A 23,613-nucleotide genomic window follows, 5' to 3' on the forward strand; every position below is an offset into this window, starting at 1 on the left:
CTCTCCTTATGGTTTGTGCGCGACGCGCTCAAGCAGCTCATGCAGCTGTTCAAGCTTGATGGACAACGCCTCAACGTCATGTTTAGACGGAATGCCAAGGCGATTCAAGGCGCGACCTACCCGTGCGTCGAAAGCTTTTTCGATCTTGTCGAGTTGAATTTCGACCTTGCCACGTACGCGACTTACCTCTTCGGTAGCCTCGTCGATCTGATTGTTGGCGGCATCGAGCTCTTTGTCGATGCGCTTTTTGCCACGTTTCTCGACGCCCTCACCGGCCTTTACCAGCTCGTTGAAGTAGTCGGAGCCTTCCTGGCCCACACGCGCGTAAGCGCCGATGCCCGCCAGCCAGATCTTGCGCGCGTAACCGCGCACTTCGCCCAGCGTGCCCGGGGCGTCGTCCTTTTTCTTCACATTCACTTTGGTCATGTCTTGTACCTCATGCTCATGAGTGGAGGAGGAACCGCCCATGGAGGTTGGGCTTGAGCACAAGGTAGGGAGAAAAATTAGAAACCTCACCCTAAGGTCGGCTTCCCACAATGGCGAAGTAACAATGTACCGCCAGTCAGGCCGACATCAGACTTAGGGTTCCAGCCTTTTCTCGACTGGAGTCCAAACGCCATGAGCGATGCTTCCACCCCACAAGGCGGCACTTTCAGGCAACATATGGCAAACCTGTTCGCCACCCGCCCAAGCCTGCGTGAAGTGACTGCCAAGGCAGGCTTTGCAATTCTGCTAGACCGCTATCCATGGGTCAGCCGCAACTACCCGAAGTTGCAATCCCTCGCACCCTTCACCGTCATGCACGCAGCGGCGGTGCAGCCAGCCCGGCAACCTTTGCTGCAACTGTTACTCGAGCATTTGCTGAACACGCGCAGCGTGGTGCTTTCCGTCGCAGATACGTTGAGCATTGCGCCGCCGCAGCCTTTCTACCCTCAAGAGCAAGGGGCGGACCCGCAGACCCAACCCAGGGTCACTCTGGACATGGCCGACCTGGGCAATGGCTTCGATGAACTGCTGTCGACACTGGTCGGAGACTTCCAGCAGGCGCAGATCAGCTACTGGGCAGGCAGCGATGACGCGTCTGGCATCTCGCGCCTGGACCGCCTGGCGCAAACGGCAAAGGCTGCGCTGCTGTGCGGGATCCAGCAAGCTGAGCTGACCGAGGACGACAAGGCCGCGCTGTACAGCGTGCTCGATGGCACTTGCCACAAAGCTCGCGTCAACGCCCTGCAAGTCACGCTGGGTGCGGAAGGCCCCCTGCCCCTGCCCGACCTGTTGATCAGCGCTGCATCCGGTCGGCTCATTTGGTGCAAGCCTTCAGGCATACTGCGCAGCTATCCGGACCAGGCCAGTTTTGCCAGGGACCTGAACGTGACACTGGCACAGCAGTATCAGTTCGACGCGATGCACTGGGCACTCCAGCCCTTGTCTTCGGCCCCGTTCCGCCATCAGGCCCACGCCCTGCTCAATGGCATTCTTGACCGGCTAAACCGGTTGCAGATCACCCGTATCGGCACGGTCGAAGAGCTGGAAGACGCCTTCAGCACGCTGAGCGACCCCTCTACCAGCTTCCTCGACCAACCTCTGCTCGGTGCACCACTGCCGGCCTGGCTCGGCTCTGCCAACGCCAGCCAGCGCTTCGACTATGGTGCAGCGCTGCTGTGGCTGGCCGCCAGCCAGGCACAGGCCAAAGGGTTTGCCGCGCTCGATGACATCCAGACACTCGACCGCTATGCCGCCAGCCGCCTGCAGCAGCAGATACAGCTGGACCATCCCGGCCTGACGCGCTGCGACCCCGACCAGGTGCTGGTGAAGGTAGCGCAGGTCGTGGAGATCTCCGCAACCGGGCCAGCAGAATTGGCCGACCTCAGAACCGTGACCCTGACAGAACTGAGCATCACTCGCCTGCACGAGGAAGCAAACGAAGTCGCCTCGGGTTTGAGCTGTGCCGACCAGAAGCCGCTGGCCGACTGGATGACCCTCGACTACGTCAACACGCTTGTCGACAGCGTGGATGTCGGCGGCACGTACCCCGGCTATGTGGCGGAAAGGCTCAAGGATGAAAGTGACAAGGCATTGCGCACTCAACGTTACGCCAAGGAGTGGCGCAGCACCTTGCTGTTTGCTGCGCTTCAGGCCAGGTGCGAAGGCAGGTTGTCAGAACGCGTCGGCCAGGCAGTATCCGACTTTTGCCAGGGTGACACCGATACCACCCTCAGCATCGCCCCCCTCGCGTTTCTACCCGCGCCGGGGGCATCGGCAAGCCACACCGTGCAGGGTGCATATTTGCTGGACATCCCGGCCATGCAGGTGTTCATGCTCTACTGCCCCTATGCCACTGGCCAGCAAATGCTGGAGTTCGCCAGCCTGGAGGCGCTGATGAACAAGGTCCGCACGGACCACACGCTGCAGCAACATTTGCTGGACTTGCTCGATGAGGACGCCCGGGCGATCTACGAAAACGGCGGCTTCACCCGCCCGCACCTGCACCCTCGCCTGACCGAGCTGGCACACCTGCTCAGCACCGAGTCAGGGTTGATCGATGCCGTACTGGAACGCCTCAAGGTGCCGGTCCGCGCCGTCTACAAGCCCTGGGACGGTGGTCTGGACAGGCACATGTTCACTGCACACATCAACACGTTGTTGCTGTTTACATCCCGGCAAAGCGTGTCCAGCGCGCAGCTGCGCCAGGCTATTGCCAAGCGCCTGGCCTGGATGCTGTTCAACAGCGTCATGCCCATGCTGCGAGGCCCGGCAGCCGTTCTGGCCTGGCTGATCACTGTAGTAGCAGCGCTCAAAGATGACCTGCCGGCGCTGGCTAACGGCAGTGTCGAGGAAAAAACCCTGGCGGCCGCAGATTTGCTAGGCAACCTGGCCATGCTGCTGATACATCCGGCAAGAGCCACGCCCGCCGCTGCAGTTGAGCTCTCGGCCACACCACGCCTGGCCCTGGACGGGTTGGAACCTCATGTTTCGTATACCACGCTGTCGACCGAAGCCCCAAAGACCATGGACTGGGTATCAGCCCCACAGACACGCAGGCCAGGCAGCCTCAGCGTGACCCGTTGGCACAGCAATCAACGCCTGGGCAACCTGTCGGCCGATGCCCTCAGGCAATTGAACGCGCTACAAGCCAAAGTCGCCCTCGAAGGCCACACCGCCGTGCAGCAAGGTCGCCTTCGAGGGCTGTACACCGTCGAACAGCGTCACTACGTGAAACTGCAAGGCCTCCCCTTCGAGGTCGAGGAAACCTGGAGCGGCATGCAGATCATTGGCCCCGAACTTAGCAAGGGCGAGTGGCAGGCACGCTGGGGAGGAGCCGACGATGGCTACCACATCGTCGGGCGCACGCGTAGCAGGGGGCCGTGGCTAAGACGCTGGAATGGTGAATGGATGCCGGACTTGCAATTGGCAGGTGGCATGCCCAGGAACAGAGCTGACCTCAATACCGAGAACCTGCAGCAGTTCGATACCTGGAAGAGCCAAGCCACCGAGAACAAGGTAGCGCTTGATAAGCTGCAGACGCTGATGGACATCAATGAAACCAAGCTCAAGGCCTATGACCAAGCAGCAGCAGCATTCTCCGGGGCATACACTGCATTGCCCAACCCAGACCTGGCCGCACTGCCAGAACCACTGAACGCGCAGCTTCGGCAGTTGCTGCAACTGCGCAGGGATAATCGCCTGAACCTGAACGCCGCGATGCTCTTTCTGGAAAAACAAAGCGCCCTGCTGCATGCGAACAGAAACATCTTCAGACAGATGCTCGAGCCGCGCTTCCGCAAACTCGACCAGCCAGGCATCTATCAGCGCAGGTTCAGCAACTGGACCGAGACAGCCATCGACAATGACATGATGCTGCTGCGCCGCCTGCTGGAGCTGATTGACCATGACCAGCTCAAGACGCTGGCAGTAGGCCTGCCCCAGCTACCGGACAGTCCGGAACAGATGCATCACTACAACGCATTTCGTAGCGCTACAGAGGATGCACTGGCGTTTACCCGTCGCCTTTTCACGGTCAATGAGCGCCTGGACAAACTTTTGGCAGAGGCGCTCGAAGACCCTCGGGTGAATTTCAGCCACAAACGCGCCAAGATCAACGAGAAAATCAAGCTGCGCCCCAACTCCACATTGATTGTTCGCGCACAGATCCTCAGCGACCTGGCCTACCTGACCCTGGACAAGACCTCGCTCACGGCCGAGGCAGCCACCGATTTGTTGCCACTGCAGGGCGCCCTTACCAGCAAGGCGTTCACCGCGGCGCTATGGAGCCACGATGGACTTGCATCGGCAGAGCTGCCAGCCGAGCAGCAGGCCGAAGTGTTGAACTCTGCACTGCGCGAATATCGCGGAGCGCTTGGCAAAGCCTATTACATGCAGATTTTTACCGGGCCGGGGCTGAATTCGGCCATGCTGGAGGCGTTCGTCAATGAACTGACCGCACTGGTACACGGCTCAGAGCAACAGCTAAGCACCACACTGGCCAGTATCGATAGCGGTGTCATGCCTTTGCCACAGCGGCTGACCTACCGCGTAAGGCCGAACAAACCCACCTTGATTCGCACCACCAAGGGCCGTACGGTGCTGGTGGAGCATGACCAGGCAGGCAACCGTGCAGTCCAGCACAACCCGCTTACCCAGCAACCAGCGGGCAATTACGAGCAGAGAGGCGATGAATGGCTCGAACTGCCAGGCCAGGAGCGGCCCGCCTCGCACGACATGACAGAACTCAGGCGCCGTGCCAACCGCTTGCTGGAACGAAAGGATGAGCGAATCAGGATAGCTTCGCGCTATGCCGATGAACCCAACAGCCTGACCGACCTCATGGACTGGCACATCGAGGATATGCGTGAGGCTGCACAGCTACTGGATAAAGCCGTCACCCCGGAAGCCGCGAACCTTTCTGCCGAGTTGCGTGCAGCAGCCGACTTGATCGAGACGGAAAAAGCCCGCCTGCTGACGGACGCTTACCTGAATACCCGGCATCCCGATGCCAAAGCCCTGCGTTTCCTGTACCAGGCCAACCGGTTACAGATCGCTCAGACCACCACACGCAAAGCCCTGCGCAACGCCAATGACTATCTGGACGTGTATCAGGTTCGTGATGTGCAGGCGCCGGCAAAAGTACTCTGGGAAGCGCATTTTCACTACCGCAGCGCAAATGCCGCGCCGCATGCCTTCGTCAAGGGCCACCTGAAGTTCTGGGAGCCACGCGGCATGGCCCGCGAAGTCAGGCTTGAAGCCACCACCACCGCAGCAGAACGGCTGGACATCTACCGCGGTGACCTGCGCCTGGAGCAGGTCACCGACATCATTCCGTTCCCAGCCGCGTAACCGTTGGCACACGCATGCCCTCGCCTCAGGCCAGGGCTTTGTCCAGCGCCCGCTCGATCTCGCCCTTGATGGTGCCGCTCATCATCGACAGCATCATGCCAAGCTTCAACTCCACACGAATGCTGTCGTCGCCAATGTGCACGCTGCCGTTGGCACCGCTGCGCGCCACATCGACGCGGTCGCCGTTCCAGGTGGCCTTGAGGTCGTATTCGCGGCTGAGCTTGTCGACCAGCGCTTCGGCCTTGGCACGGGCGGCATCACGGCCGAGGGAGTGTTTGCGTTCGACGCTGATCTGGGTCATGCGGGCGTTCCTGAAGATGTAGACATAATTGGCATTATGCCCGCCCCTGCCCACTGGCACACCCCGCCAAGACAAATCCGCCCGTTCGCCCTAGAATGGCGGTAATTTTTTCCGGTGAAGCGATATGAACGACCAGCGCAAAGGCGACCACGCCGAACCCACCACCCATTTCGGCTACCAGGACGTGCCTGAAAGCCAGAAGGCGAAGAAAGTCGCCGAAGTGTTCCACTCGGTGGCCGCCAAGTACGACCTGATGAACGACGTGCTGTCCGGCGGCATGCACCGCCTGTGGAAGCGCTTTACCATCGAGCTGTCGGGCGTTCGCAGCGGCAACCGCGTACTGGACATCGCCGGCGGTACCGGCGACCTGGCCGCCAAGTTCTCGCGCCTGGTCGGCCCGACCGGGCAGGTGGTGCTGGCCGACATCAACGATTCGATGCTCAAGGTCGGCCGTGATCGCCTGCTCGACCGTGGCGTGGCCGGCAACATTCAGTTCGTCCAGGCCGACGCCGAGAAGCTGCCGTTCCCGGACAACCACTTCGACTGCGTGACCATTGCCTTCGGCCTGCGCAACGTCACCCACAAGGACGAAGCCATCCGTTCGATGCTGCGCGTGCTCAAGCCCGGTGGCCGCCTGTTGATCCTGGAATTCTCCAAGCCGACCAACAAGCTGATGTCCAAGGCCTACGACGCCTACTCGTTCGCCTTCATGCCGCTGGCCGGCAAGCTGATCACCAATGACTCGGAAAGCTACCGTTACCTCGCCGAATCGATCCGCATGCACCCAGACCAGGAAACCCTGAAGAGCATGATGGTCGAGGCCGGTTTCGACCGCGTCACCTACCACAACATGACCAGCGGCATCGTTGCCGTGCACCGCGGTATCAAGCCCTGATGCTGCTGGCCGGGCTGCTCGCCAGCGTCGAACATGGCCTGAACCGCGTCCTGCGCATGGACAGCACGGCCCTGCCGCGGCTGGCCGCGCTGGAAGGCAAGGTCATCGAGATCGACTGCCGCCAACCGGCCCTGCAGGTGTTCATCCTGCCCGATGAAGAGGGCCTGATGCTCGCCGCCCACTGGCAAGGCGAAGTCGACTGCAGCCTGCGCGCCCCAGCCGGCAGCCTGGCTCAGCTGGCCCTGGCCCGGGACAAGACCGCCGTACTGCACAGCCCACAGGTCGAGCTGCATGGCGACAGCGCCGTGCTGCTCGACCTGTTCGGTGTGCTGCAAGACCTGGAGCTGGACTGGGAGCACGAGCTGCAACGCTGGCTTGGCCCGGTTGCCACGGCCATGCTGGCAGGCCACATTCGCCTGCGCGCACGCTGGACCCGCCAGGGCCTGGCACGCTTCAACCAGAACCTTTCCGAGTACCTGGCCGAAGAGTCCCGCACCCTGGTCGGCAAGCGCGAAGCCGAAGCCGCCTTCAGCGAGCTCGATGCCCTGAAGCTCGACACAGAACGCCTCGAGGCGCGCCTCAAGCGCCTCTCCCGATCCCTTGATACCAGCGATAACGCATGAAGCTGCTCGCCGTCCGCCGTCTTTTTCGCATCCAGCGTGTGGTGATCCGCTACCGTCTCGATGACCTGCTGTTCGAACAGCCTCTGCTGCCATGGTGGCTGGCCAGCCTGCGCCTGCTGATGCCGTGGCGCTGGCTGCCGCGCAAGCCCACCGAGCTGAGCCGTGGCGCACGCCTGCGCCTGGCGCTGCAGGACCTGGGGCCGATCTTCATCAAGTTTGGCCAGCTGCTGTCCACCCGCCGCGACCTGCTGCCCAATGACATCGCCGATGAGCTGATGCTGTTGCAGGACCGTGTGCCACCGTTCGACCCCAAGCAGGCCGTGGCACTGATCGAAGCACAGCTGGGCGCCCCGGTGGCGCAACTGTTCAGCCGCTTCGACGTCGAGCCACTGGCCTCGGCCTCGGTGGCCCAGGTACACGCCGCCCGCCTGAAAACCGGCGAAGAGGTGGTGGTCAAGGTGGTGCGCCCGGGCCTGAAACCGGTCATCGCCCAGGACCTGGCCTGGCTGTTCCTGATCGCCAAGGCCGCCGAACGCGCCTCGGCCGATGCCCGTCGCCTGCACCCGGTGGAGATCGTCGGCGACTACGAAAAAACCATCTACGACGAGCTCGACCTGCTGCGCGAAGCGGCCAACGCCAGCCAGCTGCGGCGCAACTTCGAAGGCTCCGAGCTGATGTACGTGCCCCAGGTGTACTGGGACCTGTGCCGGCCCAAGGTGCTGGTAATGGAGCGCATCTACGGCGTGCCGGTAACCGACATGGCCACCCTGGCCGACCAGCGCACCGACATGAAGCTGCTGGCCGAACGTGGCGTGGAGGTGTTCTTCACCCAGGTGTTCCGCGACAGCTTCTTCCATGCCGATATGCACCCCGGCAACATCTTCGTCAGCACGGTCAAGCCGTGGAGCCCGCAGTACATTGCCATCGACTGCGGCATCGTCGGCAGCCTGACCGCCGAGGACCAGGACTACCTAGCACGCAACCTGATCGCCTTCTTCAAGCGCGACTACCGCCGCGTCGCCCAGCTGCACATCGACTCGGGCTGGGTGCCGGCGCACACCAAGGTCAACGAATTCGAGGCGGCAATCCGCACCGTGTGCGAGCCAATCTTCGAAAAGCCGTTAAAGGATATTTCCTTCGGCCAGGTGCTGATGCGCCTGTTCCAGACCGCGCGGCGCTTCAACATGGAAGTGCAGCCGCAGCTGGTGCTGTTGCAGAAGACCCTGCTCAACATCGAAGGCCTGGGGCGCCAGCTGTACCCCGACCTGGACCTGTGGAGCACCGCCAAGCCTTATCTTGAGCGCTGGATGCGGGATCGCTACAGCCCCAAGGCCATGTTCGGCAACCTGCACAGCCAGGTGGAGCAACTGCCACACCTGGCCGGCATGACCCGCGACCTGCTTGAGCGCCTGTCACAACCGCACCTGCACGACCCGCAACTGCCGGAACGCCGCCGTAAGGGCGACCGCTGGGCGCTGCGCCTGCTGGGCGCCGGCCTGCTCGGTGGTGGCGCGGTGCTTGCTGCCGGCGCCGCCGAAGCCGCCAGCCTGGCCGCCCCGGCTGCCTGGCCGGCCTGGCTGATGCTGGCTGCCGGCCTTTACCTGATCGTGCGCCAATAGCCAGCCGCGCCTGTGGCTGGCACACTAGCGTAAAGGGCCCGGTACAGGAGCGGGCCCGCTTTGGAGTCGACGATGAAAGACTGGCTGGACGAGATCAAGTGGAACAGCGAAGGCCTGGTACCGGCGATCGCCCAGGACCACAAGACCGGACGCGTGCTGATGATGGCCTGGATGAACCGCGAATCGCTGGCCCTGACCGCCGCCGAGCAACGCGCCATCTACTGGTCGCGTTCGCGTGGCAAGCTGTGGCGCAAGGGCGAAGAATCCGGCCATGTGCAAAAGCTGCATGAAATGCGCCTGGACTGCGACGCCGACGTGATCATCCTGATGGTCGAGCAACTGGGCCATATTGCCTGCCACACCGGCCGCGAAAGCTGCTTCTACCGCGTCTATGAAGGCGACCAGTGGAAAATCGTCGACCCGGTCCTGAAGGACCCGGATGCCATCTACAGCGCAGGACACTGACATGAGCGACACCCTCAACCGCTTGGCCGAAGTGCTTGAAGAACGCAAGCAAGCGGCGCCCGACAGCTCCTACGTGGCCAGCCTGTACCACAAGGGCCTGAACAAGATCCTTGAAAAGCTCGGCGAAGAGTCGATCGAAACGATCATTGCCGCCAAGGATGCTGCGGTCAGCAAGGATTGCAGCGATGTCATCTACGAAACTGCCGACCTGTGGTTTCATAGCCTGGTGATGCTCAGCGCGCTGGGCCAACATCCGCAGGCCGTGCTGGATGAGCTGGACCGCCGTTTTGGTTTGTCCGGGCATGATGAGAAGGCCGCACGAACGCCTTCGGCCTGATGTATTTTAGGGCGCATTGCACGCCCCCCTGTGGGAGCGGGTTCACCCGCGAAGAATGCAACGCGGTGTATGGCACCGGCTGCGCCGGTGTTCGCGGGTAAACCCGCTCCCACAGTGGAACGCGCCGTCGGAACGATTTACCGAGCCCTGCAGGGCCAACACACAATTTTCAGGAGTACGAAATGGGTATCTTTGACTGGAAACACTGGATCGTCCTGCTGGTGGTCGTGGTCCTGGTGTTCGGCACCAAGAAGCTGAAGAACTTCGGCAGTGACCTGGGCGAGTCGATCAAGGGCTTCCGCAAGGCCATGAACGAAGAAGAGAACAAGCCGGCCGAGCAAACCCCGCCGCCAGCCCAGCCTGTGCCGCCGGTGCAGAACACTGCCCAGCCACAGCAAGGCCACACCATCGAGGGCCAGGCCCAGCCGGTCCAAGAGCCACAGCGGAAAGACTGACCCATGTTCGGCATCAGCTTCAGCGAGCTACTGCTCGTCGGCCTGGTCGCCCTGCTGGTGCTCGGCCCCGAGCGCCTGCCGGGTGCCGCGCGCACGGCAGGCCTGTGGATCGGCCGGCTCAAGCGCAGCTTCAACAGCATAAAGATGGAAGTTGAGCGCGAAATCGGCGCCGACGACATCCGCCGCCAGCTGCACAACGAGCACATCCTGCAGATGGAAGAGGAAGCCAAGCGCATCCTCAACCCGCTGACGCCACCGGCGCAGCCACCGGTCACCACGGCCACCGTGCAGCTTCCTGTCGGGCTCGAAGCCAGGCCGGTGGAAACACCTGCCGCCCCGGCCGCCCCTTCTGAACCGCCTCAACCGCCGCGAGCCCCATGAGCGAGAATCCGGAACACGACCAGCCGATGCCGCTGGTTTCGCACCTGACCGAACTGCGCACCCGCCTGCTGCGCTGCGTTGCGGTCATTTTCCTGATCTTTGCCGGGCTTTTCAGCTTCGCCCAGCAGATCTACACCATTGTTTCGGCGCCGCTGCGTGATCACTTGCCGGCCAATGCGACGATGATCGCCACCGACGTGGCCTCGCCGTTCCTCACACCGTTCAAGCTGACCATGATCGTCTCGCTGTTCCTGGCGATCCCGTTCATCCTCCAGCAGATCTGGGGCTTTATCGCACCCGGGCTGTACCGCCATGAAAAGCGCATCGCCATTCCGCTGTTGGTGTCGAGCATCCTGTTGTTCTACGCCGGCATGGCCTTTGCCTATTTCCTGGTGTTCCCGCTGATGTTCAAGTTCTTCGCCGCCGCCACCCCGGCAGGCGTGGCGATGATGACCGACATCGCCAACTACCTCGACTTCGTGATGACGCTGTTCTTCGCCTTTGGCGTGGCCTTCGAAATCCCGGTAGCGGTGGTGCTGCTGGTGTGGATCGGCGTGGTCGACGTGAAGTACCTGAAGAAGATCCGCCCTTATGTGATCATCGGCTGCTTCGTGGTCGGCATGGTCCTGACCCCGCCGGATATCTTCTCCCAGACCCTGCTGGCCGTGCCCATGTGGCTACTGTTCGAGATTGGCGTGCTGTGCGGCAGCCTGATCCGCAAGCGCAGTGCCCACGACGAAGCCGCCGACGACCATAACGACCAGCCACCAGCGACCCAACCGTGAACCTGTTGCTTCTTGAAGAGGCCGACTTTGTCTCGGCAGACCGCGTCGTTCTTGCCGATCGGCGTTTCACCCACATGCAGGAAATCCACCGCGTGGCGGTGGGCGACAACCTGCGCGTGGGCCGTATCAATGGCTTGATGGGCAAGGCCACAGTGCTGCGCCTGGAACAGCACCAAGCCGAGCTGGAAGTAGCCTTCGACCAGCCGCCGCCGGCCAAGCTGCCGCTGACCCTGGTGCTGGCGGTGCCCCGCCCGAAGATGCTGCGCCGGTTGTTCCAGACCGTGGCAACGCTGGGCGTGCCACGGCTGATCCTGGTGAACAGCTACAAGGTCGAGAAAAGCTTCTGGCAAACGCCGTTCCTGCAGCCCGACAGCATTCGTGACAACCTCATCCTGGGCCTTGAGCAGGCGCGCGACACGGTGCTGCCCGAGGTGATCATCGAGAAGCGCTTCAAGCCGTTCGTCGAAGACCGCCTGCCCGCGATCGCCGCAGGCACCCTGGGCCTGGTCGGCCACCCCGGCCCCTACCCCGCCTGCCCGCGCGCCGTGGAGCAGGCCGTGACCCTGGCCATCGGCCCCGAGGGCGGCTGGATCCCCTACGAAGTCGACCTGCTGGGCAAGGCCGGCCTGGCGCCCGTGCAATTGGGTGACCGCATCCTGCGGGTCGAGACCGCCGTCACCGCGCTGCTTTCGCGTATTTTCTGACGCATACGCCGCGTTCTCGCCCATCAAGTTTCCCTCTCCCGGGCCGATGGCCTTGGCAACACAACAACTATTTGTGCTGCCAAGCCGCCGGGGAGTCGTACATGTATCAATGGTTAGCCCAATCGTTGGGCAATGTGAGCGTCAATCGCAAACTGGGGCTGGGCTTCGGCCTGGTACTGCTGTTGACCCTGACCATCACCCTGACCGGCTGGCACGGCATGGACAGCATCATCGACCGTGGCGACAAGCTGGGGAACATCTCGGTCATCCAGCAACACACCCAGGAATTGCGCATCGCCCGCCAGCATTACCAACGCCAGCGTGACGAAGCCTCGGTGGCAGAGCTGGAAAAGGCCCTGACTCAGCTCGACCGCCAGGTGCAGTTGATGCTCGGGCAGATCGAACACCCCGCCGACCGCCAGCGCCTGGAACAACAACGCGAGGCCGTGCGCATCTACCAGCAGTCATTCAACGAGCTGAAGCAGGCTGGCCAGCGCCGTGAAGCCAGCCGTGACATGCTGGGCGACAGCGCCGACAAGGCCGTGGAACTGGTCGGCCGCGTGCAGCAGCGCCTGCTGCAGGGCGGCGACATCAACCAGTATCAGCACGCCGTGGAAGTCAGCGCCCTGCTGCAGCAAGCCCGTTTCCAGGTGCGTGGCTACACCTACAGCGGCAATGCCGACTTCCAGCAAACAGCGCTGAAGGCCATTGACCAGGCCGTGGCTGAACTGCGCGCCCTGCCGGCCAAGCTGCCGGCCGAATATGCCGCCAGCCTGGACGATGCCGCTACCGCCATGGGCGGCTACCGCGACGCAGTCAACCAGTTCGGCAGCGCCCAGACGGCCAGCGAGCAAGCCCTGCAACACATGGCCGACCAAGGCTCGGTGCTGCTACAGACCAGCCAGGCGATGACCACCTCGCAAACCGAGGTGCGCGACGCTGCGGCCGCCCAGGCCAAGACCCTGCTCATGATCGCCACCGCGCTAGCCCTGGCCTTGGGCCTGCTGGCGGCCTGGGCGATCACCCGGCAGATCATCATTCCGCTGCGCCAGACCTTGCGCGCCGCAGAGCGTGTGGCCAGTGGCGACCTGACCCAGAACCTGCAGGTGAACCGCCGTGATGAACTGGGCCAGCTGCAGGCCAGCATGCAGCGCATGACCCAGGGCCTGCGCGAGCTGATCGGCGGCATCGGTGATGGCGTTACGCAGATTGCCAGCGCCGCCGAGCAGCTTTCGGCAGTCACCGAGCAGACCAGCGCCGGGGTCAACAACCAGAAGGTCGAGACCGACCAGGTGGCGACCGCCATGAACCAGATGACCGCCACCGTGCACGAAGTGGCGCGTAATGCCGAGCAGGCCTCGGAAGCCGCTCTGATGGCCGACCAGCAAGCCCGCGAAGGCGACCGCGTGGTAGGCGAGGCCGTGGCGCAGATCGAGCGCCTGGCCGGCGAAGTGGTCAACTCCAGCGAAGCGATGAACCAGCTCAAGACCGAAAGCGACAAGATCGGCAGCGTGCTCGACGTGATCAAGTCGGTAGCCCAACAGACCAACCTGCTGGCGCTCAACGCCGCAATCGAGGCGGCCCGCGCCGGTGAGGCCGGGCGTGGCTTTGCCGTGGTCGCCGACGAAGTGCGCAGCCTGGCCCAACGCACCCAGCAGTCGACCGAAGAGATCGAAGAGCTGATTGCCGGCCTGCAAAGCGGCACCCAGCGCGTGGCCAGCGTGATGGACAACAGCCGCCAGCTGACCGACAGCAGCGTCGAGCTGACCCGACGTGCCGGCAGCTCGCTGGAGACCATCACCCGCACGGTGTCGTCTATCCAGGCGATGAACCAGCAAATTGCCACCGCGGCAGAGGAACAGACGGCCGTGGCCGAAGAGATCAACCGCAGCGTGATGAATGTGCGGGATATTTCCGACCAGACCTCGGCGGCCAGTGAAGAGACGGCCAGTTCCAGCGTGGAACTGGCGCGGCTGGGTACCCATTTGCAGGGGTTGGTGGGGCGGTTCAGGCTCTGATCTGAAGCAATGGGCCGCCTGTTCTGGCCTCTTCGCGGGTAAACCCGCTCCTACAAGGGCTATGCAGTACCTTGTAGGAGCGGGTTTACCCGCGAAGAGGCCGGCACAGGCGAAAAACTTCCTACTCTTTGCGGCGAATTTTCCTACACGATTATCAGGTCAAGTCCTACAGCTCCGCTGCCGATGGGCAGAGGTGTGATGCCAGCAATCCGCCTGCATCCCTCTCTCACTTGCACGGAGACTCCTCATGCTCGGCTACCTCAACCGCCAGCTCGGCAACATCAGTGTCGCTGCCAAGCTGGCCCTCGGCTTCGCCGTGGTCCTGCTGCTTACCCTGGCCACCACCGTCAGCGGCTGGCGCGCGCTGGATGGCGCCATTGTCCGTTCGCAGCAACTTAGCGAAATTGGCCTGATCAACGACCTGACCAAAGACCTGCGCGCAGAACGCATCACCTACCGCGTGCTCAACGACGACGCCAGCCAGTCACGTATCACCAGCATCCTCGACCAGCTGAACAGCATGCTGACCACCCTGCAACAACGCAGCAACGTCGATGAATCACGGCAGATGCTGAGCGAAAAGCTGACGTTGCTGCAGCGCCTGCGTGATGACTTCAGCGAGCTGCAGCGCAGCGTTGCCAACCGCATCGCCCTGCGTGAAGCCATGCAGGTGCAGGAGCAAAAACTCAACGACGTGATCGACGAACTGCAGACCCAGGCCTTGCTGAAAATGGCTGCCGACAGCCAGCAAAGCGGTGTGCTGGGCCTGATGGACACCCTCAGCCGGCATGTCGACGGTGCCAATCAGCAGAGCCTGGTGCCGGCCTACACATTTGCCCCGGTCGAGGACTTCGCCAAGGTCGGCGACAACGCCCTGAACGCTGCCGACAGCAGCCTTGAGCAATTGCTCAGGGGCCTTGCGCCGCTGGGCTTGCCACGCACTGTCAGCGAGCAGCCTGGGGTCGAGCTGGCCAAGTACCGCGCCAGCCTGGACCAGTACCGTCGCGCCGCCGTGCGCGTCGAGCAGCTGCAGAACAACATGGAGAAAATGGGCAATGAGTTGCGCGCAGTGAGCCTTGAACTGAGCAAACGCAAGGTCGAGCAACGCGACAGCGAGGCCCTCGCGGCTCGCTCGCTGCTGACCAGCGTGGCGCTGCTGGCGCTGGCAGTGGGCGTGCTGGCCGCCTGGTTGATCACCTTGCAGATCACCCAACCGTTGCACCAGACGCTGACCGTGGCTGCGCGCATCGCCAAAGGCGACTTGAGCCAGGTCGACGCGGTGCAGCGCCGCGACGAGATGGGCCAGTTGCAGACCAGCATGCGCGAAATGACTATCAGCCTGCGCGAGTTGATCGGTGGTATCGACCAGGGCGTCGGCCAGCTGTCGCAGGCGGCCTCGCAGCTGGCCGCCAGCAGCGAAGACACCAAGCTGCGCATCAACCAGCAGCGCGAGGAAACCGACCAGGTCGCCACCGCCATGAACCAGATGAGCGCTACCGTGCAGGAAGTGGCGCAGAACGCCGAACAGGCCTCACAGGCCGCGACCAACGCCGACCAGCAGGCGCAGGTGGGCGACCAGGTGGTGGCCGAAGCCATTGGCCGTATTGAGCAACTGGCCGGGCAAATGGACCATTGCCTGGCGGCCATGCAGCACCTGGCGGGCGAGAGCCAGCGCATTGGCAGCATCCTCGATGTGATCAAGTCGGTGTCCGAGCAAACCAATCTGCTGGCCCTGAACGCGGCGATCGAAGCGGCGCGGGCCGGTGAAGCCGGGCGCGGCTTTGCCGTGGTGGCCGATGAGGTACGCGGTTTGGCCCAGCGAACTTCGACAGCGACCGAGGAGATTGGCCAACTGATCGACAGCCTGCACAACGGTACCGATGAAGTGACCCGCTTGCTCGACAGCAGCAAGAACCTGACTGAGCAAAGCGTGGAACTGAGCCGCAGGGCCGGGCATGCGCTTGGCCAGATCACCGATACGGTGTCGAGCATTCAGGGCATGAACCAGCAGATCGCCACGGCCAGCGAAGAGCAGAGTGTGGTGGCCGAGCAGATCAACCGAAGTGTGATCAATGTGCGGGATGTGTCGGATCAGACCAGTGCGGCCAGTGAGCAGACGGCGGCTTCGAGTGGGAAGCTGGAGCAGCTGGGGCAGCAATTGCGGGGGATGGTGGGGCGGTTCAACATTTGAGATCGCCGGGGCTGCTTTGCAGCCCATCGCGACACAAGGCCGCTCCTACAGGAGATCGCGTCCCCCTGTAGGAGCGGCCTTGCCGGGGCGCCGGACCGGTCGGATGGGGCGCAAAGCGCCCCCAGCGGTTAAAGCACCTGGCGCAGGAAGGCCTGCGCACGCGGGTCTCTCGGGGCAGCGAAGAACGCGGCCGGGGCCGAGTCTTCCAGCAGCTTGCCGTGGTCAAAGAACAGCACCCGGTCAGCCACTTCGCGGGCAAAGCCCATTTCGTGGGTGACGCAGACCATGGTCATGCCTTCCTGGGCCAGGGTCTTCATCACATCCAGCACCTCGCCGACCATTTCCGGGTCGAGCGCCGAGGTTGGCTCGTCGAACAGCATCACTTTCGGGTCCATGGCCAGGGCGCGGGCAATCGCTACCCGCTGCTGCTGGCCACCGGACAGACGCGACGGGAACTCGTTGGCCTTCTGTGCAATGCCAACCTTCTCCAACAACGCCCGGGCCTTGGCCTCGCGGTCAGCCTTGTTCCGCTTGCGCACCACCTTCTGCGCCAGGCAGAGGTTTTCCAGCACGGTCATGTGCGGGAACAGGTTGAAGTGCTGGAACACCATGCCGACTTCGCGGCGGTAGGCGTTGATGTCGGTCTTCGGGTCGGCCAGTTGCAGGCCGTCGATGGCCACGTGGCCTTGGTCGAAATGCTCCAGGCCGTTGAGGCAGCGCAGGAAGGTCGACTTGCCCGAACCCGAGGGGCCGAGCACAACCACCACTTCGCCCTTGGCAACTTGCGTGGTGACGTTATCCACAGCCCGTACCACCTGGCCACGGGTGTCGAAGACTTTCAGCAGGTCACGGACTTCAATCACTTTGCGCAAGCCTCCGCTCAAGCCGGCTGGCAATGTGCGACAGCGGCAGGTTGATCAGCAGGTACAGGCCTGCCACGCAGAACCAGATCTCGAAGGTCGAGAACGAGGTGGTGATGGCCTCACGGCCGCTCTTGGTCAGTTCGGTGATGGCGATTACCGACACCAGCGAGGTGTCCTTGACCAGGCTGATGAACTGGCCGGCCAACGGCGGCAGCACGCGCTTGAACGCCTGCGGCAGGATGACGTGGCGCATCGACTGACCAGCGTTCAGGCCCAGCGAGCGAGCCGCTTCGTTCTGGCCCTTGGCGATCGACTGCACACCGGCGCGGACAATTTCCGCCACGTAGGCGCCGGTGAACAGCGCCAGCGCCGCTACACCGGCAAACTCGCGGGACAGGTTGAGCACGGTGCCGATGAAGAAGTAGAAGATGAAGATCTGCACCAGCAGCGGCGTGCCGCGCACCAGCTCCACATAAACGGTCGACAAGTCACGCAAGGTGGGGTTGTTCGACAACCGGCACAAGCCGGCGAACAGGCCGATTACCAGGCCCAGCGCCCCGGACACCACCGAAATCCACAAGGTGGTCCACAGGCCCCAGGCCAGCGGGCCTGCAGCCCAATGCCGGGTGACGCCAATCTGGTCGCCTTCGGCAACATCGTCGCCACGGCTCAGTTGCAGGCTGTCCTTGGCCACATCGAGTACTTGCTCGGCACCGCTTTCGTCTTTCAGCGTGACGCGGGCGTTATCGCCGGAGATGACGATTTCCTGCACGGTACCGTAGGCGGCAGCGCGCTGTGTTTCTTCGGCCTTGTAGGCGAAGTACTGCGGTACGCGGTTCCAGCGCCACTCGTAGGAAATCATCGAGGTGGCCATGTACAGGCTGAGCGCCAGGCCCACCAGGACCAGGGCGGTCAGCCCATGCCAGGGCCACTGGGCTTTCTTGTGTTTGATCACGTGGGGTACTTCCGTAAATGCGAACGCGCAGGGTTTGCCTGCGCGTCGGGGTCATAAAGCCGGGCTTGTGGCCTGGGCCTTATTCCATTTCCTTCAGCCAGTCCTTGTTCTTGAACCACTTGTCGTGAATACGATCGTAGGTCCCGTCATGCTTGATCTGGTGCAGGAAGTTGTTGATGAAGTTGATGCTGTCGTAGTCGCCTTTCTTCAGGCCGAAGGCCAGCGGCTCGTAGGTGAAGGGTTCTTCGAGGAACAGCAGCTTGCCGGCACCGGCCTTCTCTACTGCCACCACGTTGTACGGCGCGTCGTAGACAAAGGCGTCTGCCTTGCCGTTGACCACGTCCATCACCGCTTCCTGCTCGTTGTCATAGCCGTGGTACTTGGCTTTGCCGATCAGCTTCTTGGACACCATTTCGCCGGTGGTACCGAGCTTGGAGGTCAGGCGGTACTTCTCGTTGTTCAGGTCTTTGTACGACTTGATCTCGCCAGCCAGCTCCTTGCGGATCAGCAGGGTCTGGCCAACCACGATGAAGGGCTCGCTGAAATTCAGGCGCAGGTTGCGTTCCTGGGTCAGGGTCATGCCGCTGCCGATCATGTCGAACTTGTCGGTCAGCAGGGCTGGGATGATGCCGTCATAGGCAGTGGAAACAGCCTCGAACTTGACGCCCATCGACTTGGCCATGGCTTTGAGAATGTCGACTTCGAAGCCGATGATCTCGCCACGTTTGTTGGTCATCTGGAACGGCATGTAGGTTGGGTCCATGCCCACCCGCAGGGTGCCGCGCTTGACCGCGTCATCGATGGCGCCCGCCTGCGCCGCCGTCACGGCGACCAGGGCGGTAACACCGACCAGCAGTCGCGAAAGGTATTTCTTGATCATCACCAAGTCCCCTAGCAAGAAAAGAGCGAATCTTATTGTGTTGGCACGACCTTACTGGCCGATGCGTCGTATCGGAGAGGGATGCTAACGCATGGCGGGCCGGGGACCTAGAGCTGGGGGGGACTTTGTTGGCCAAAATAGGGGTAGGGCCCTAAAAGCTTCGCGGGTGAACCCGCTCCTACATGGGAATGAGTATCCCTGTAGGAGCGGGTTCACCCGCGAATAGGCCCTGTCAGGCGCCGTGCATCCCGATCAGGCGCCGACGAGTGCCGGTTGGCCCTCATTCTCCGGATGCAGGGGCAACAGCGGCGAGTGCGGGTCGTTCTTGATGGAGGCACGCCACACATCGATCCACGCCGCGTTGTGCTCGGCCCACACCTGCTCATGCAGGCGGGTCAACGCCACCGGGTCGCTGAGCAGGGCCAGGCGGGTGTTGAGGTCCAGCCCTTTCGGCCCGACTTCGATCGCCTTGGCCACGCGCTCGGCACGCAGCGCCTCGATCGGCGCCGCCTGGCCATGGCGGGCAGTAGCCATGGCGCAGGCCAGGGCGTTCTGGCGCGGGTCGACCACGGCCCGCACGAAGCCGTCATGCAGGGCATGCCAGCGGTTTTCGTGGGTGTACTGGTCGGTTGCCAGCAACTCTTGCGGGGTAGCGTATTCCTCGGGGATGAGGAACAGCTTCTCGTCCTTGGCTGCCAGGCCCAGGCGCGTGCGGCTGGAAATCACCGATACCGGGATCGACAACACCAGCGAACCGACGATAGGCGCCAGCCACCACAGGAAGCTCGGGTTCAGCCAGGCCACCAGGCCGGCCCAGGCAATGCCCAGCAGGGTCTGAGGACCATGCCGACGTACCGCTTCGCTCCACGGCGTGGAGTCGTCATCACGCTGCGGCGAGTTCCAGGTCGCGGCCCAGCCGAGGAACGCGGCCAGCACGAAGCGGGTGTGGAAGATCATGCGCACCGGCGCCAGCAGCATGGAGAACAGCATCTCCATCAGCATCGACAGGGTGACCTTGATCCGCCCACCGAACTCGATGGCGCCCTTGGCCCAGATCAGGATGACACTGAGCAGCTTGGGCAGGAACAACAGCACGATGGTGGTGGAGAACAGCGCCACGGCTTTCTCCGGGTGCCACTGCGGCCACAGCGGGTAAAGCTGGTACGGCTCGATGAAGTACTGCGGCTCCATCAACGTGTTGGTCGCCAGCAGCGCGGTCGACAGCACCAGGAACAGGAACCACAACGGTGCCGACAGGTACGACATCACCCCGGTCAGGAACACCGCACGGTGCACCGGGTGCATGCCCTTGACCAGGAACAGGCGGAAGTTCATCAGGTTGCCGTGGCACCAGCGGCGGTCGCGCTTGAGCTCGTCCAGCAGGTTAGGCGGCAGTTCTTCGTAGCTGCCCGGCAGGTCGTAGGCGATCCACACACCCCAGCCGGCACGGCGCATCAGCGCGGCTTCAACGAAGTCGTGGGACAGGATTGCACCGGCGAACGCGCCCTTGCCCGGCAACGGCGCCAGGGCGCAGTGCTCGATGAACGGCTTCATGCGGATGATCGCGTTGTGGCCCCAGTAGTGCGACTCGCCCAGCTGCCAGAAGTGCAGGCCGGCGGTGAACAGCGGGCCGTACACGCGGGTGGCGAACTGCTGCATGCGCGCATACAGGGTGTCCATGCCCGAGGCTTTCGGCCCGGTCTGGATGATGCCGGCGTCCGGGTTGGCCTCCATCAGGCGCACCAGGCTGCTCAGGCATTCGCCGCTCATGACGCTGTCGGCGTCGAGCACGACCATGTACTTGTACTCACCGCCCCAGCGACGGCAGAAGTCGTCGAGGTTACCGCTCTTGCGCTTCACCCGGCGCCGACGGCGGCGGTAGAAGATGCGGCCGAAGCCTTTGGTTTCGCGACACACGTCCAGCCAGGCCTGTTGCTCGGCCACGGCGATGTCGGTGTCGTTGGTGTCGCTGAGCACGAAGAAGTCGAAGCGGTCGAGGTTGCCGCTGGCGGCCACCGACTCGAACGTTGCGCGCAGGCCGGCGAATACGCGCGGCACATCTTCGTTGCAGATCGGCATCACCAGCGCGGTACGCGCTTCGGGTGCAATCGGCTCATTGCCGGCGCTGCTGCCCGAAATCTTGTATTTGTCACGCCCGGTGAGCAGCTCGAGGAAGCCCATCAGCGCGGTCCAGAAGCCCGCCGACACCCAGCAGAACAGGATGCCGAAGAGCACCAGAATGGAAGTCTGCAAGGCATACGGCCACACCTGCACGACCGTGTCCCACAGCGATTGGCTGAGGATTTCGTCGAGGTCGACGAACGACCAGCCCTGGTACGGCAGGATGCCTTTCATGTACCAGCCGGCAACGATGGTCTGGCCGATCATCAAGGTCAGCAGGATATAGCGGCGGATCGAGCCGACCGTGCGCCAGCGTGCCGGCGGCAGCTCGCGCTTGGGCGGCTGCGGCGCGTTGGGACGGCCGGTCATGCGCCGCCACATGCGGATCAGTACGTTGGTGCGCCAGGGCTCTGGCACAACTTTGGTACGTTTGATCGGCGGGGCAATCTTCAGGCACAGGCGGCCGCTGCCGTCGACGCCAAGCATTTCGGCGTCTTCCAGCTCGGCGGCGCTGCCCACGGTCAGGCGCGGGCCTACCGAGGCCTGTACGGCCTCGGTAGCGTTGGCGGCCGGGTTGGCCGCCAGGCGTTGGTGCAGCTCACCGAACGAGGTGCAGCTGGCGAGTTCCGCCCGCTGCTCGTCGCTCAGTGGTAAGTGAGCCAGGTACTCGCCAAGCGATACTGGCCTTGCGTTTGAGTTACTCATCGGCAGGCAACTGATAGCTCCAGGTCTCGGTCAGCACCTTCTCGGTGGTGGCCGGGGTCCCGTTGGTGGGCGCCGCATCGGCGGCAGGTTGTTCGGCCTTGGCAGCTTGCTCAGCCTTGGCTGCTTTCTCGGCCTTGGCATGCTTGGCTGCGGCCTTGTCCTGCTTGGTTTCCTGGGCAGGCTTGGCAGGTTCGACCGGTACATCACGCACCAGTGCGGCACGCATTTCGGTCGATTTGTTGGCTTCCTTGACCTTCAGCCGCAGGGTCAGGCGCCAGCCCTTGGTCTCTGGGTTATAGCGCAGATTGTTCTCGACCACCTCGGCGTTGTCGCCGACGCTGATCTGGCTGCGCACGGCGGTGTCTTCCGGCAGGGCGGCCAGGGCCGGGCTGGCGAAATCGACCAGGAATGCCACGCTGCCGTCTGGCTGGCGGATCAGGTTGGACTGCTTGACGTCGCCGGTGGAACGCAGGGTCTGCTTGACCCAGCCCAGCTCGGGGGCCTGGAACTTCTGCTCGTCGATGGTCCAGTGCAGGCGGTAGGCGTACTCGATCGGCTGGCCGGCCTCCGGCAGTTTTTCCGGGCTCCAGAAGGCCACGATGTTGTCGTTGGTCTCGTCGGCGGTCGGAATTTCGACCAGGTCGACGGTGCCCTTGCCCCAATCACCCTTCGGCTCGATCCAGGCGCTCGGGCGCTTCTGGTAGTTGTCGTCAAGGTCTTCGTAGTCGCTGAAGGCGCGCTGACGCTGCATCAGGCCGAAACCACGCGGGTTCTCGACGCTGAAGTTGCTCACGGCCAAGTGTTTCGGGTTGTTCAGCGGGCGCCAGATCCACTCGCCATTGCCGGCATGAATCGACAGGCCTTCGGAGTCGTGCAGGGCTGGGCGGTAGTTGAGGACCTTGGACGGCTGGTTAGGGCCGAACAGGTACATGCTGGTCAGCGGCGCAATGCCCAGGCGGCTGACGTGGTCACGCAGGAACACCCGCGACTGCACGTCGACCACGGTGTCGCTGCCTGGGCGCAGGGTCAGTTTGTAGGCACCGGCGGAGCGCGGCGAGTCGAGCAGGGCGTAGATCACCAGGTGCTTGTCGGCTGGTTTGGGTTTTTCCACCCAGAACTCGGTGAAGCGCGGGAATTCTTCGCCCGACGGCAGTGCGGTGTCGATGGCCAGGCCACGGGCCGACAGGCCATAGACATGGCCCTTGCCGACCACACGGAAATAACTGGCGCCAAGCAGGGTCATGATCTCGTCCTGCTTGTCGGCCTTGTTGATCGGGTACAGCACGCGGAAACCGGCATAACCCAGGTTCTTGGTGGTTTCCGGGTCGTGTGGCACGTCACCGAACTCGAAGCGGCTCGGGTCGTACTTGATTTCCTCGACCTTGGTGGCGGTGACCTCGTTGATTTTCACCGGGGTATCGAAGTGCATGCCCTGGTGATAGAACGACAACTTGAACGGGGTCTTGTCCTTGGCCCACTCGGCCTTTTCCTGCAGGAAGTGAATTTTCTGATAGTCCGCGAACTTCATGTCGCGGAATACAGCCGGCAGGTTGCTTTTCGGAGCTTCGTACTTCTGGCCGGCCAGATCCTTTGCCTTGGCTGCAACATCGTCAAGATTGAATGCCCACAGCTGGCCCGCGCTCATCAGGCCGACCAGTGCCACACTGGCCATCAGGGCCTTGCGCAGCCCGGTTCCGGGGATTCTAGATGCATTTTGGGGACTAACAATCACGAGCAACCCTCGCCGAAAACAGATCATGAAACCAACGGCCAGCGACAAATGCCGGGTTGGCGAGCACTGTTCGGACCCCGTGAGGGCGTAATGATTCCCCAAACGGATCCAGACAATGCTCGAGTCAGAGTGAAACGAACCTGCGAACGCAGGTCCATGCAGCGCGCGATTATCCAGCAGGTCGCGTGACAACGCATCAGGCTGGAACAACTATTTATCGTACAAAACGCCTTGTTTTCCTATGAACAA

At 62.9% G+C, this 23,613-nt stretch carries 19 protein-coding genes and 2 pseudogenes; 14 read left to right on the top strand and 7 right to left on the bottom strand.

The features are described from left to right. Window positions 1–6: 6 nt before the first annotated feature. Complete coding sequence (locus tag ACIP1G_RS00330) at window positions 7–426, bottom strand: phasin family protein (RefSeq protein ID WP_400732502.1); 420 nt, start codon at window positions 424–426, stop codon at window positions 7–9. 192 nt (window positions 427–618) lie between these two features. Between ACIP1G_RS00330 and ACIP1G_RS00335 the strand changes: the two genes are divergently transcribed. After that, complete coding sequence (locus tag ACIP1G_RS00335) at window positions 619–5,334, top strand: hypothetical protein (protein ID WP_400732505.1); 4,716 nt, start codon at window positions 619–621, stop codon at window positions 5,332–5,334. Window positions 5,335–5,359: 25 nt separating this feature from the next. On the opposite strand, the gene ACIP1G_RS00340 is transcribed toward ACIP1G_RS00335, so the two are convergent. Further along, a complete protein-coding gene (locus tag ACIP1G_RS00340; RefSeq protein ID WP_003249289.1) occupies window positions 5,360–5,635 on the bottom strand; it encodes a polyhydroxyalkanoic acid system family protein in 276 nt (91 codons plus the stop codon). Between the two features lie 124 nt (window positions 5,636–5,759). On the opposite strand from ACIP1G_RS00340, the gene ubiE reads away from it, so the two are divergent. The 13 genes and pseudogenes from ubiE (at window position 5,760) to ACIP1G_RS00405 (ending at window position 16,108) form a co-directional block, all read left to right on the top strand. Continuing rightward, window positions 5,760–6,530, top strand: coding sequence for a bifunctional demethylmenaquinone methyltransferase/2-methoxy-6-polyprenyl-1,4-benzoquinol methylase UbiE (gene ubiE / locus ACIP1G_RS00345; protein WP_400732507.1), 771 nt, complete (start codon window positions 5,760–5,762; stop codon window positions 6,528–6,530). After that, window positions 6,530–7,153 carry an SCP2 sterol-binding domain-containing protein gene (locus ACIP1G_RS00350; RefSeq protein WP_346645068.1) on the top strand — a complete coding sequence of 208 codons (624 nt, stop codon included), beginning with the start codon at window positions 6,530–6,532 and terminating at the stop codon, window positions 7,151–7,153. The genes ubiE and ACIP1G_RS00350 overlap by 1 nt, the downstream gene beginning before the upstream one ends. Beyond that, window positions 7,150–8,772 (top strand): ubiquinone biosynthesis regulatory protein kinase UbiB, encoded by a 1,623-nt coding sequence (gene ubiB, locus ACIP1G_RS00355; RefSeq protein ID WP_400732509.1) that lies wholly within the window; start codon window positions 7,150–7,152, stop codon window positions 8,770–8,772. Before ACIP1G_RS00350 ends, ubiB begins: the two co-directional genes overlap by 4 nt. Before the next feature lie 72 nt (window positions 8,773–8,844). Beyond that, entirely contained in the window at window positions 8,845–9,237 is a 393-nt protein-coding gene (hisI, locus tag ACIP1G_RS00360) for a phosphoribosyl-AMP cyclohydrolase (RefSeq protein WP_400732511.1), read from the top strand. 1 nt (window position 9,238) lies between these two features. After that, a complete protein-coding gene (locus ACIP1G_RS00365) occupies window positions 9,239–9,574 on the top strand; it encodes a phosphoribosyl-ATP diphosphatase (protein WP_400732514.1) in 336 nt (111 codons plus the stop codon). Between the two features lie 182 nt (window positions 9,575–9,756). Then, window positions 9,757–10,029 (top strand): twin-arginine translocase TatA/TatE family subunit, encoded by a 273-nt coding sequence (locus tag ACIP1G_RS00370; RefSeq protein ID WP_085676666.1) that lies wholly within the window; start codon window positions 9,757–9,759, stop codon window positions 10,027–10,029. A gap of 3 nt (window positions 10,030–10,032) precedes the next feature. Next, window positions 10,033–10,410: a Sec-independent protein translocase protein TatB gene (gene tatB, locus ACIP1G_RS00375; RefSeq protein ID WP_400732516.1), complete on the top strand. Its 378-nt coding sequence runs from the start codon at window positions 10,033–10,035 to the stop codon at window positions 10,408–10,410. Further along, on the top strand, window positions 10,407–11,195 hold the full coding sequence (tatC, locus tag ACIP1G_RS00380; RefSeq protein WP_400732518.1) for a twin-arginine translocase subunit TatC: 789 nt from the start codon (window positions 10,407–10,409) through the stop codon (window positions 11,193–11,195). Before tatB ends, tatC begins: the two co-directional genes overlap by 4 nt. Next, entirely contained in the window at window positions 11,192–11,899 is a 708-nt protein-coding gene (locus tag ACIP1G_RS00385; protein ID WP_400732521.1) for a 16S rRNA (uracil(1498)-N(3))-methyltransferase, read from the top strand. Before tatC ends, ACIP1G_RS00385 begins: the two co-directional genes overlap by 4 nt. A gap of 218 nt (window positions 11,900–12,117) precedes the next feature. Continuing rightward, a pseudogene (locus ACIP1G_RS00390) lies at window positions 12,118–13,062 on the top strand (methyl-accepting chemotaxis protein); the annotation flags it as partial. A gap of 141 nt (window positions 13,063–13,203) precedes the next feature. Next, window positions 13,204–13,917 carry a methyl-accepting chemotaxis protein gene (locus ACIP1G_RS00395; protein ID WP_400733112.1) on the top strand — a complete coding sequence of 238 codons (714 nt, stop codon included), beginning with the start codon at window positions 13,204–13,206 and terminating at the stop codon, window positions 13,915–13,917. Between the two features lie 247 nt (window positions 13,918–14,164). Beyond that, window positions 14,165–15,205, top strand: a pseudogene (locus ACIP1G_RS00400) (methyl-accepting chemotaxis protein); the annotation flags it as partial. Window positions 15,206–15,403: 198 nt separating this feature from the next. Then, a complete protein-coding gene (locus ACIP1G_RS00405) occupies window positions 15,404–16,108 on the top strand; it encodes a methyl-accepting chemotaxis protein (RefSeq protein WP_400733115.1) in 705 nt (234 codons plus the stop codon). A gap of 128 nt (window positions 16,109–16,236) precedes the next feature. Here ACIP1G_RS00405 and ACIP1G_RS00410 read toward each other — a convergent pair whose 3' ends face one another. From ACIP1G_RS00410 to ACIP1G_RS00430, 5 genes are all read right to left on the bottom strand, one after another. After that, window positions 16,237–16,971: an amino acid ABC transporter ATP-binding protein gene (locus ACIP1G_RS00410; protein ID WP_400733118.1), complete on the bottom strand. Its 735-nt coding sequence runs from the start codon at window positions 16,969–16,971 to the stop codon at window positions 16,237–16,239. Beyond that, window positions 16,964–17,926, bottom strand: coding sequence for an amino acid ABC transporter permease (locus ACIP1G_RS00415; RefSeq protein WP_400732523.1), 963 nt, complete (start codon window positions 17,924–17,926; stop codon window positions 16,964–16,966). Before ACIP1G_RS00415 ends, ACIP1G_RS00410 begins: the two co-directional genes overlap by 8 nt. Before the next feature lie 79 nt (window positions 17,927–18,005). After that, window positions 18,006–18,803, bottom strand: coding sequence for a transporter substrate-binding domain-containing protein (locus tag ACIP1G_RS00420; RefSeq protein ID WP_025752328.1), 798 nt, complete (start codon window positions 18,801–18,803; stop codon window positions 18,006–18,008). 255 nt (window positions 18,804–19,058) lie between these two features. Continuing rightward, complete coding sequence (mdoH, locus tag ACIP1G_RS00425; protein WP_400732526.1) at window positions 19,059–21,632, bottom strand: glucans biosynthesis glucosyltransferase MdoH; 2,574 nt, start codon at window positions 21,630–21,632, stop codon at window positions 19,059–19,061. Further along, entirely contained in the window at window positions 21,625–23,364 is a 1,740-nt protein-coding gene (locus ACIP1G_RS00430) for a glucan biosynthesis protein G (RefSeq protein ID WP_400732529.1), read from the bottom strand. Before ACIP1G_RS00430 ends, mdoH begins: the two co-directional genes overlap by 8 nt. Window positions 23,365–23,613 lie beyond the last annotated feature (249 nt).

This window comes from Pseudomonas sp. NPDC089392 (genome assembly GCF_044749595.1).
In the GTDB taxonomy this organism is placed as follows: Bacteria; Pseudomonadota; Gammaproteobacteria; order Pseudomonadales; family Pseudomonadaceae; genus Aquipseudomonas.

What these genes read in the sequence shown, in the direction of transcription:
- ACIP1G_RS00330 (WP_400732502.1), bottom strand. Translation starts at nt 426, where the DNA reads ATGACCAAAGTGAATGTGAAGAAAAAGGACGACGCCCCGGGCACGCTG.
- ACIP1G_RS00335 (WP_400732505.1), top strand. Translation starts at nt 619, where the DNA reads ATGAGCGATGCTTCCACCCCACAAGGCGGCACTTTCAGGCAACATATG.
- ACIP1G_RS00340 (WP_003249289.1), bottom strand. Translation starts at nt 5,635, where the DNA reads ATGACCCAGATCAGCGTCGAACGCAAACACTCCCTCGGCCGTGATGCC.
- ubiE (WP_400732507.1), top strand. Translation starts at nt 5,760, where the DNA reads ATGAACGACCAGCGCAAAGGCGACCACGCCGAACCCACCACCCATTTC.
- ACIP1G_RS00350 (WP_346645068.1), top strand. Translation starts at nt 6,530, where the DNA reads ATGCTGCTGGCCGGGCTGCTCGCCAGCGTCGAACATGGCCTGAACCGC.
- ubiB (WP_400732509.1), top strand. Translation starts at nt 7,150, where the DNA reads ATGAAGCTGCTCGCCGTCCGCCGTCTTTTTCGCATCCAGCGTGTGGTG.
- hisI (WP_400732511.1), top strand. Translation starts at nt 8,845, where the DNA reads ATGAAAGACTGGCTGGACGAGATCAAGTGGAACAGCGAAGGCCTGGTA.
- ACIP1G_RS00365 (WP_400732514.1), top strand. Translation starts at nt 9,239, where the DNA reads ATGAGCGACACCCTCAACCGCTTGGCCGAAGTGCTTGAAGAACGCAAG.
- ACIP1G_RS00370 (WP_085676666.1), top strand. Translation starts at nt 9,757, where the DNA reads ATGGGTATCTTTGACTGGAAACACTGGATCGTCCTGCTGGTGGTCGTG.
- tatB (WP_400732516.1), top strand. Translation starts at nt 10,033, where the DNA reads ATGTTCGGCATCAGCTTCAGCGAGCTACTGCTCGTCGGCCTGGTCGCC.
- tatC (WP_400732518.1), top strand. Translation starts at nt 10,407, where the DNA reads ATGAGCGAGAATCCGGAACACGACCAGCCGATGCCGCTGGTTTCGCAC.
- ACIP1G_RS00395 (WP_400733112.1), top strand. Translation starts at nt 13,204, where the DNA reads ATGAACCAGATGACCGCCACCGTGCACGAAGTGGCGCGTAATGCCGAG.
- ACIP1G_RS00405 (WP_400733115.1), top strand. Translation starts at nt 15,404, where the DNA reads ATGAGCGCTACCGTGCAGGAAGTGGCGCAGAACGCCGAACAGGCCTCA.
- mdoH (WP_400732526.1), bottom strand. Translation starts at nt 21,632, where the DNA reads ATGAGTAACTCAAACGCAAGGCCAGTATCGCTTGGCGAGTACCTGGCT.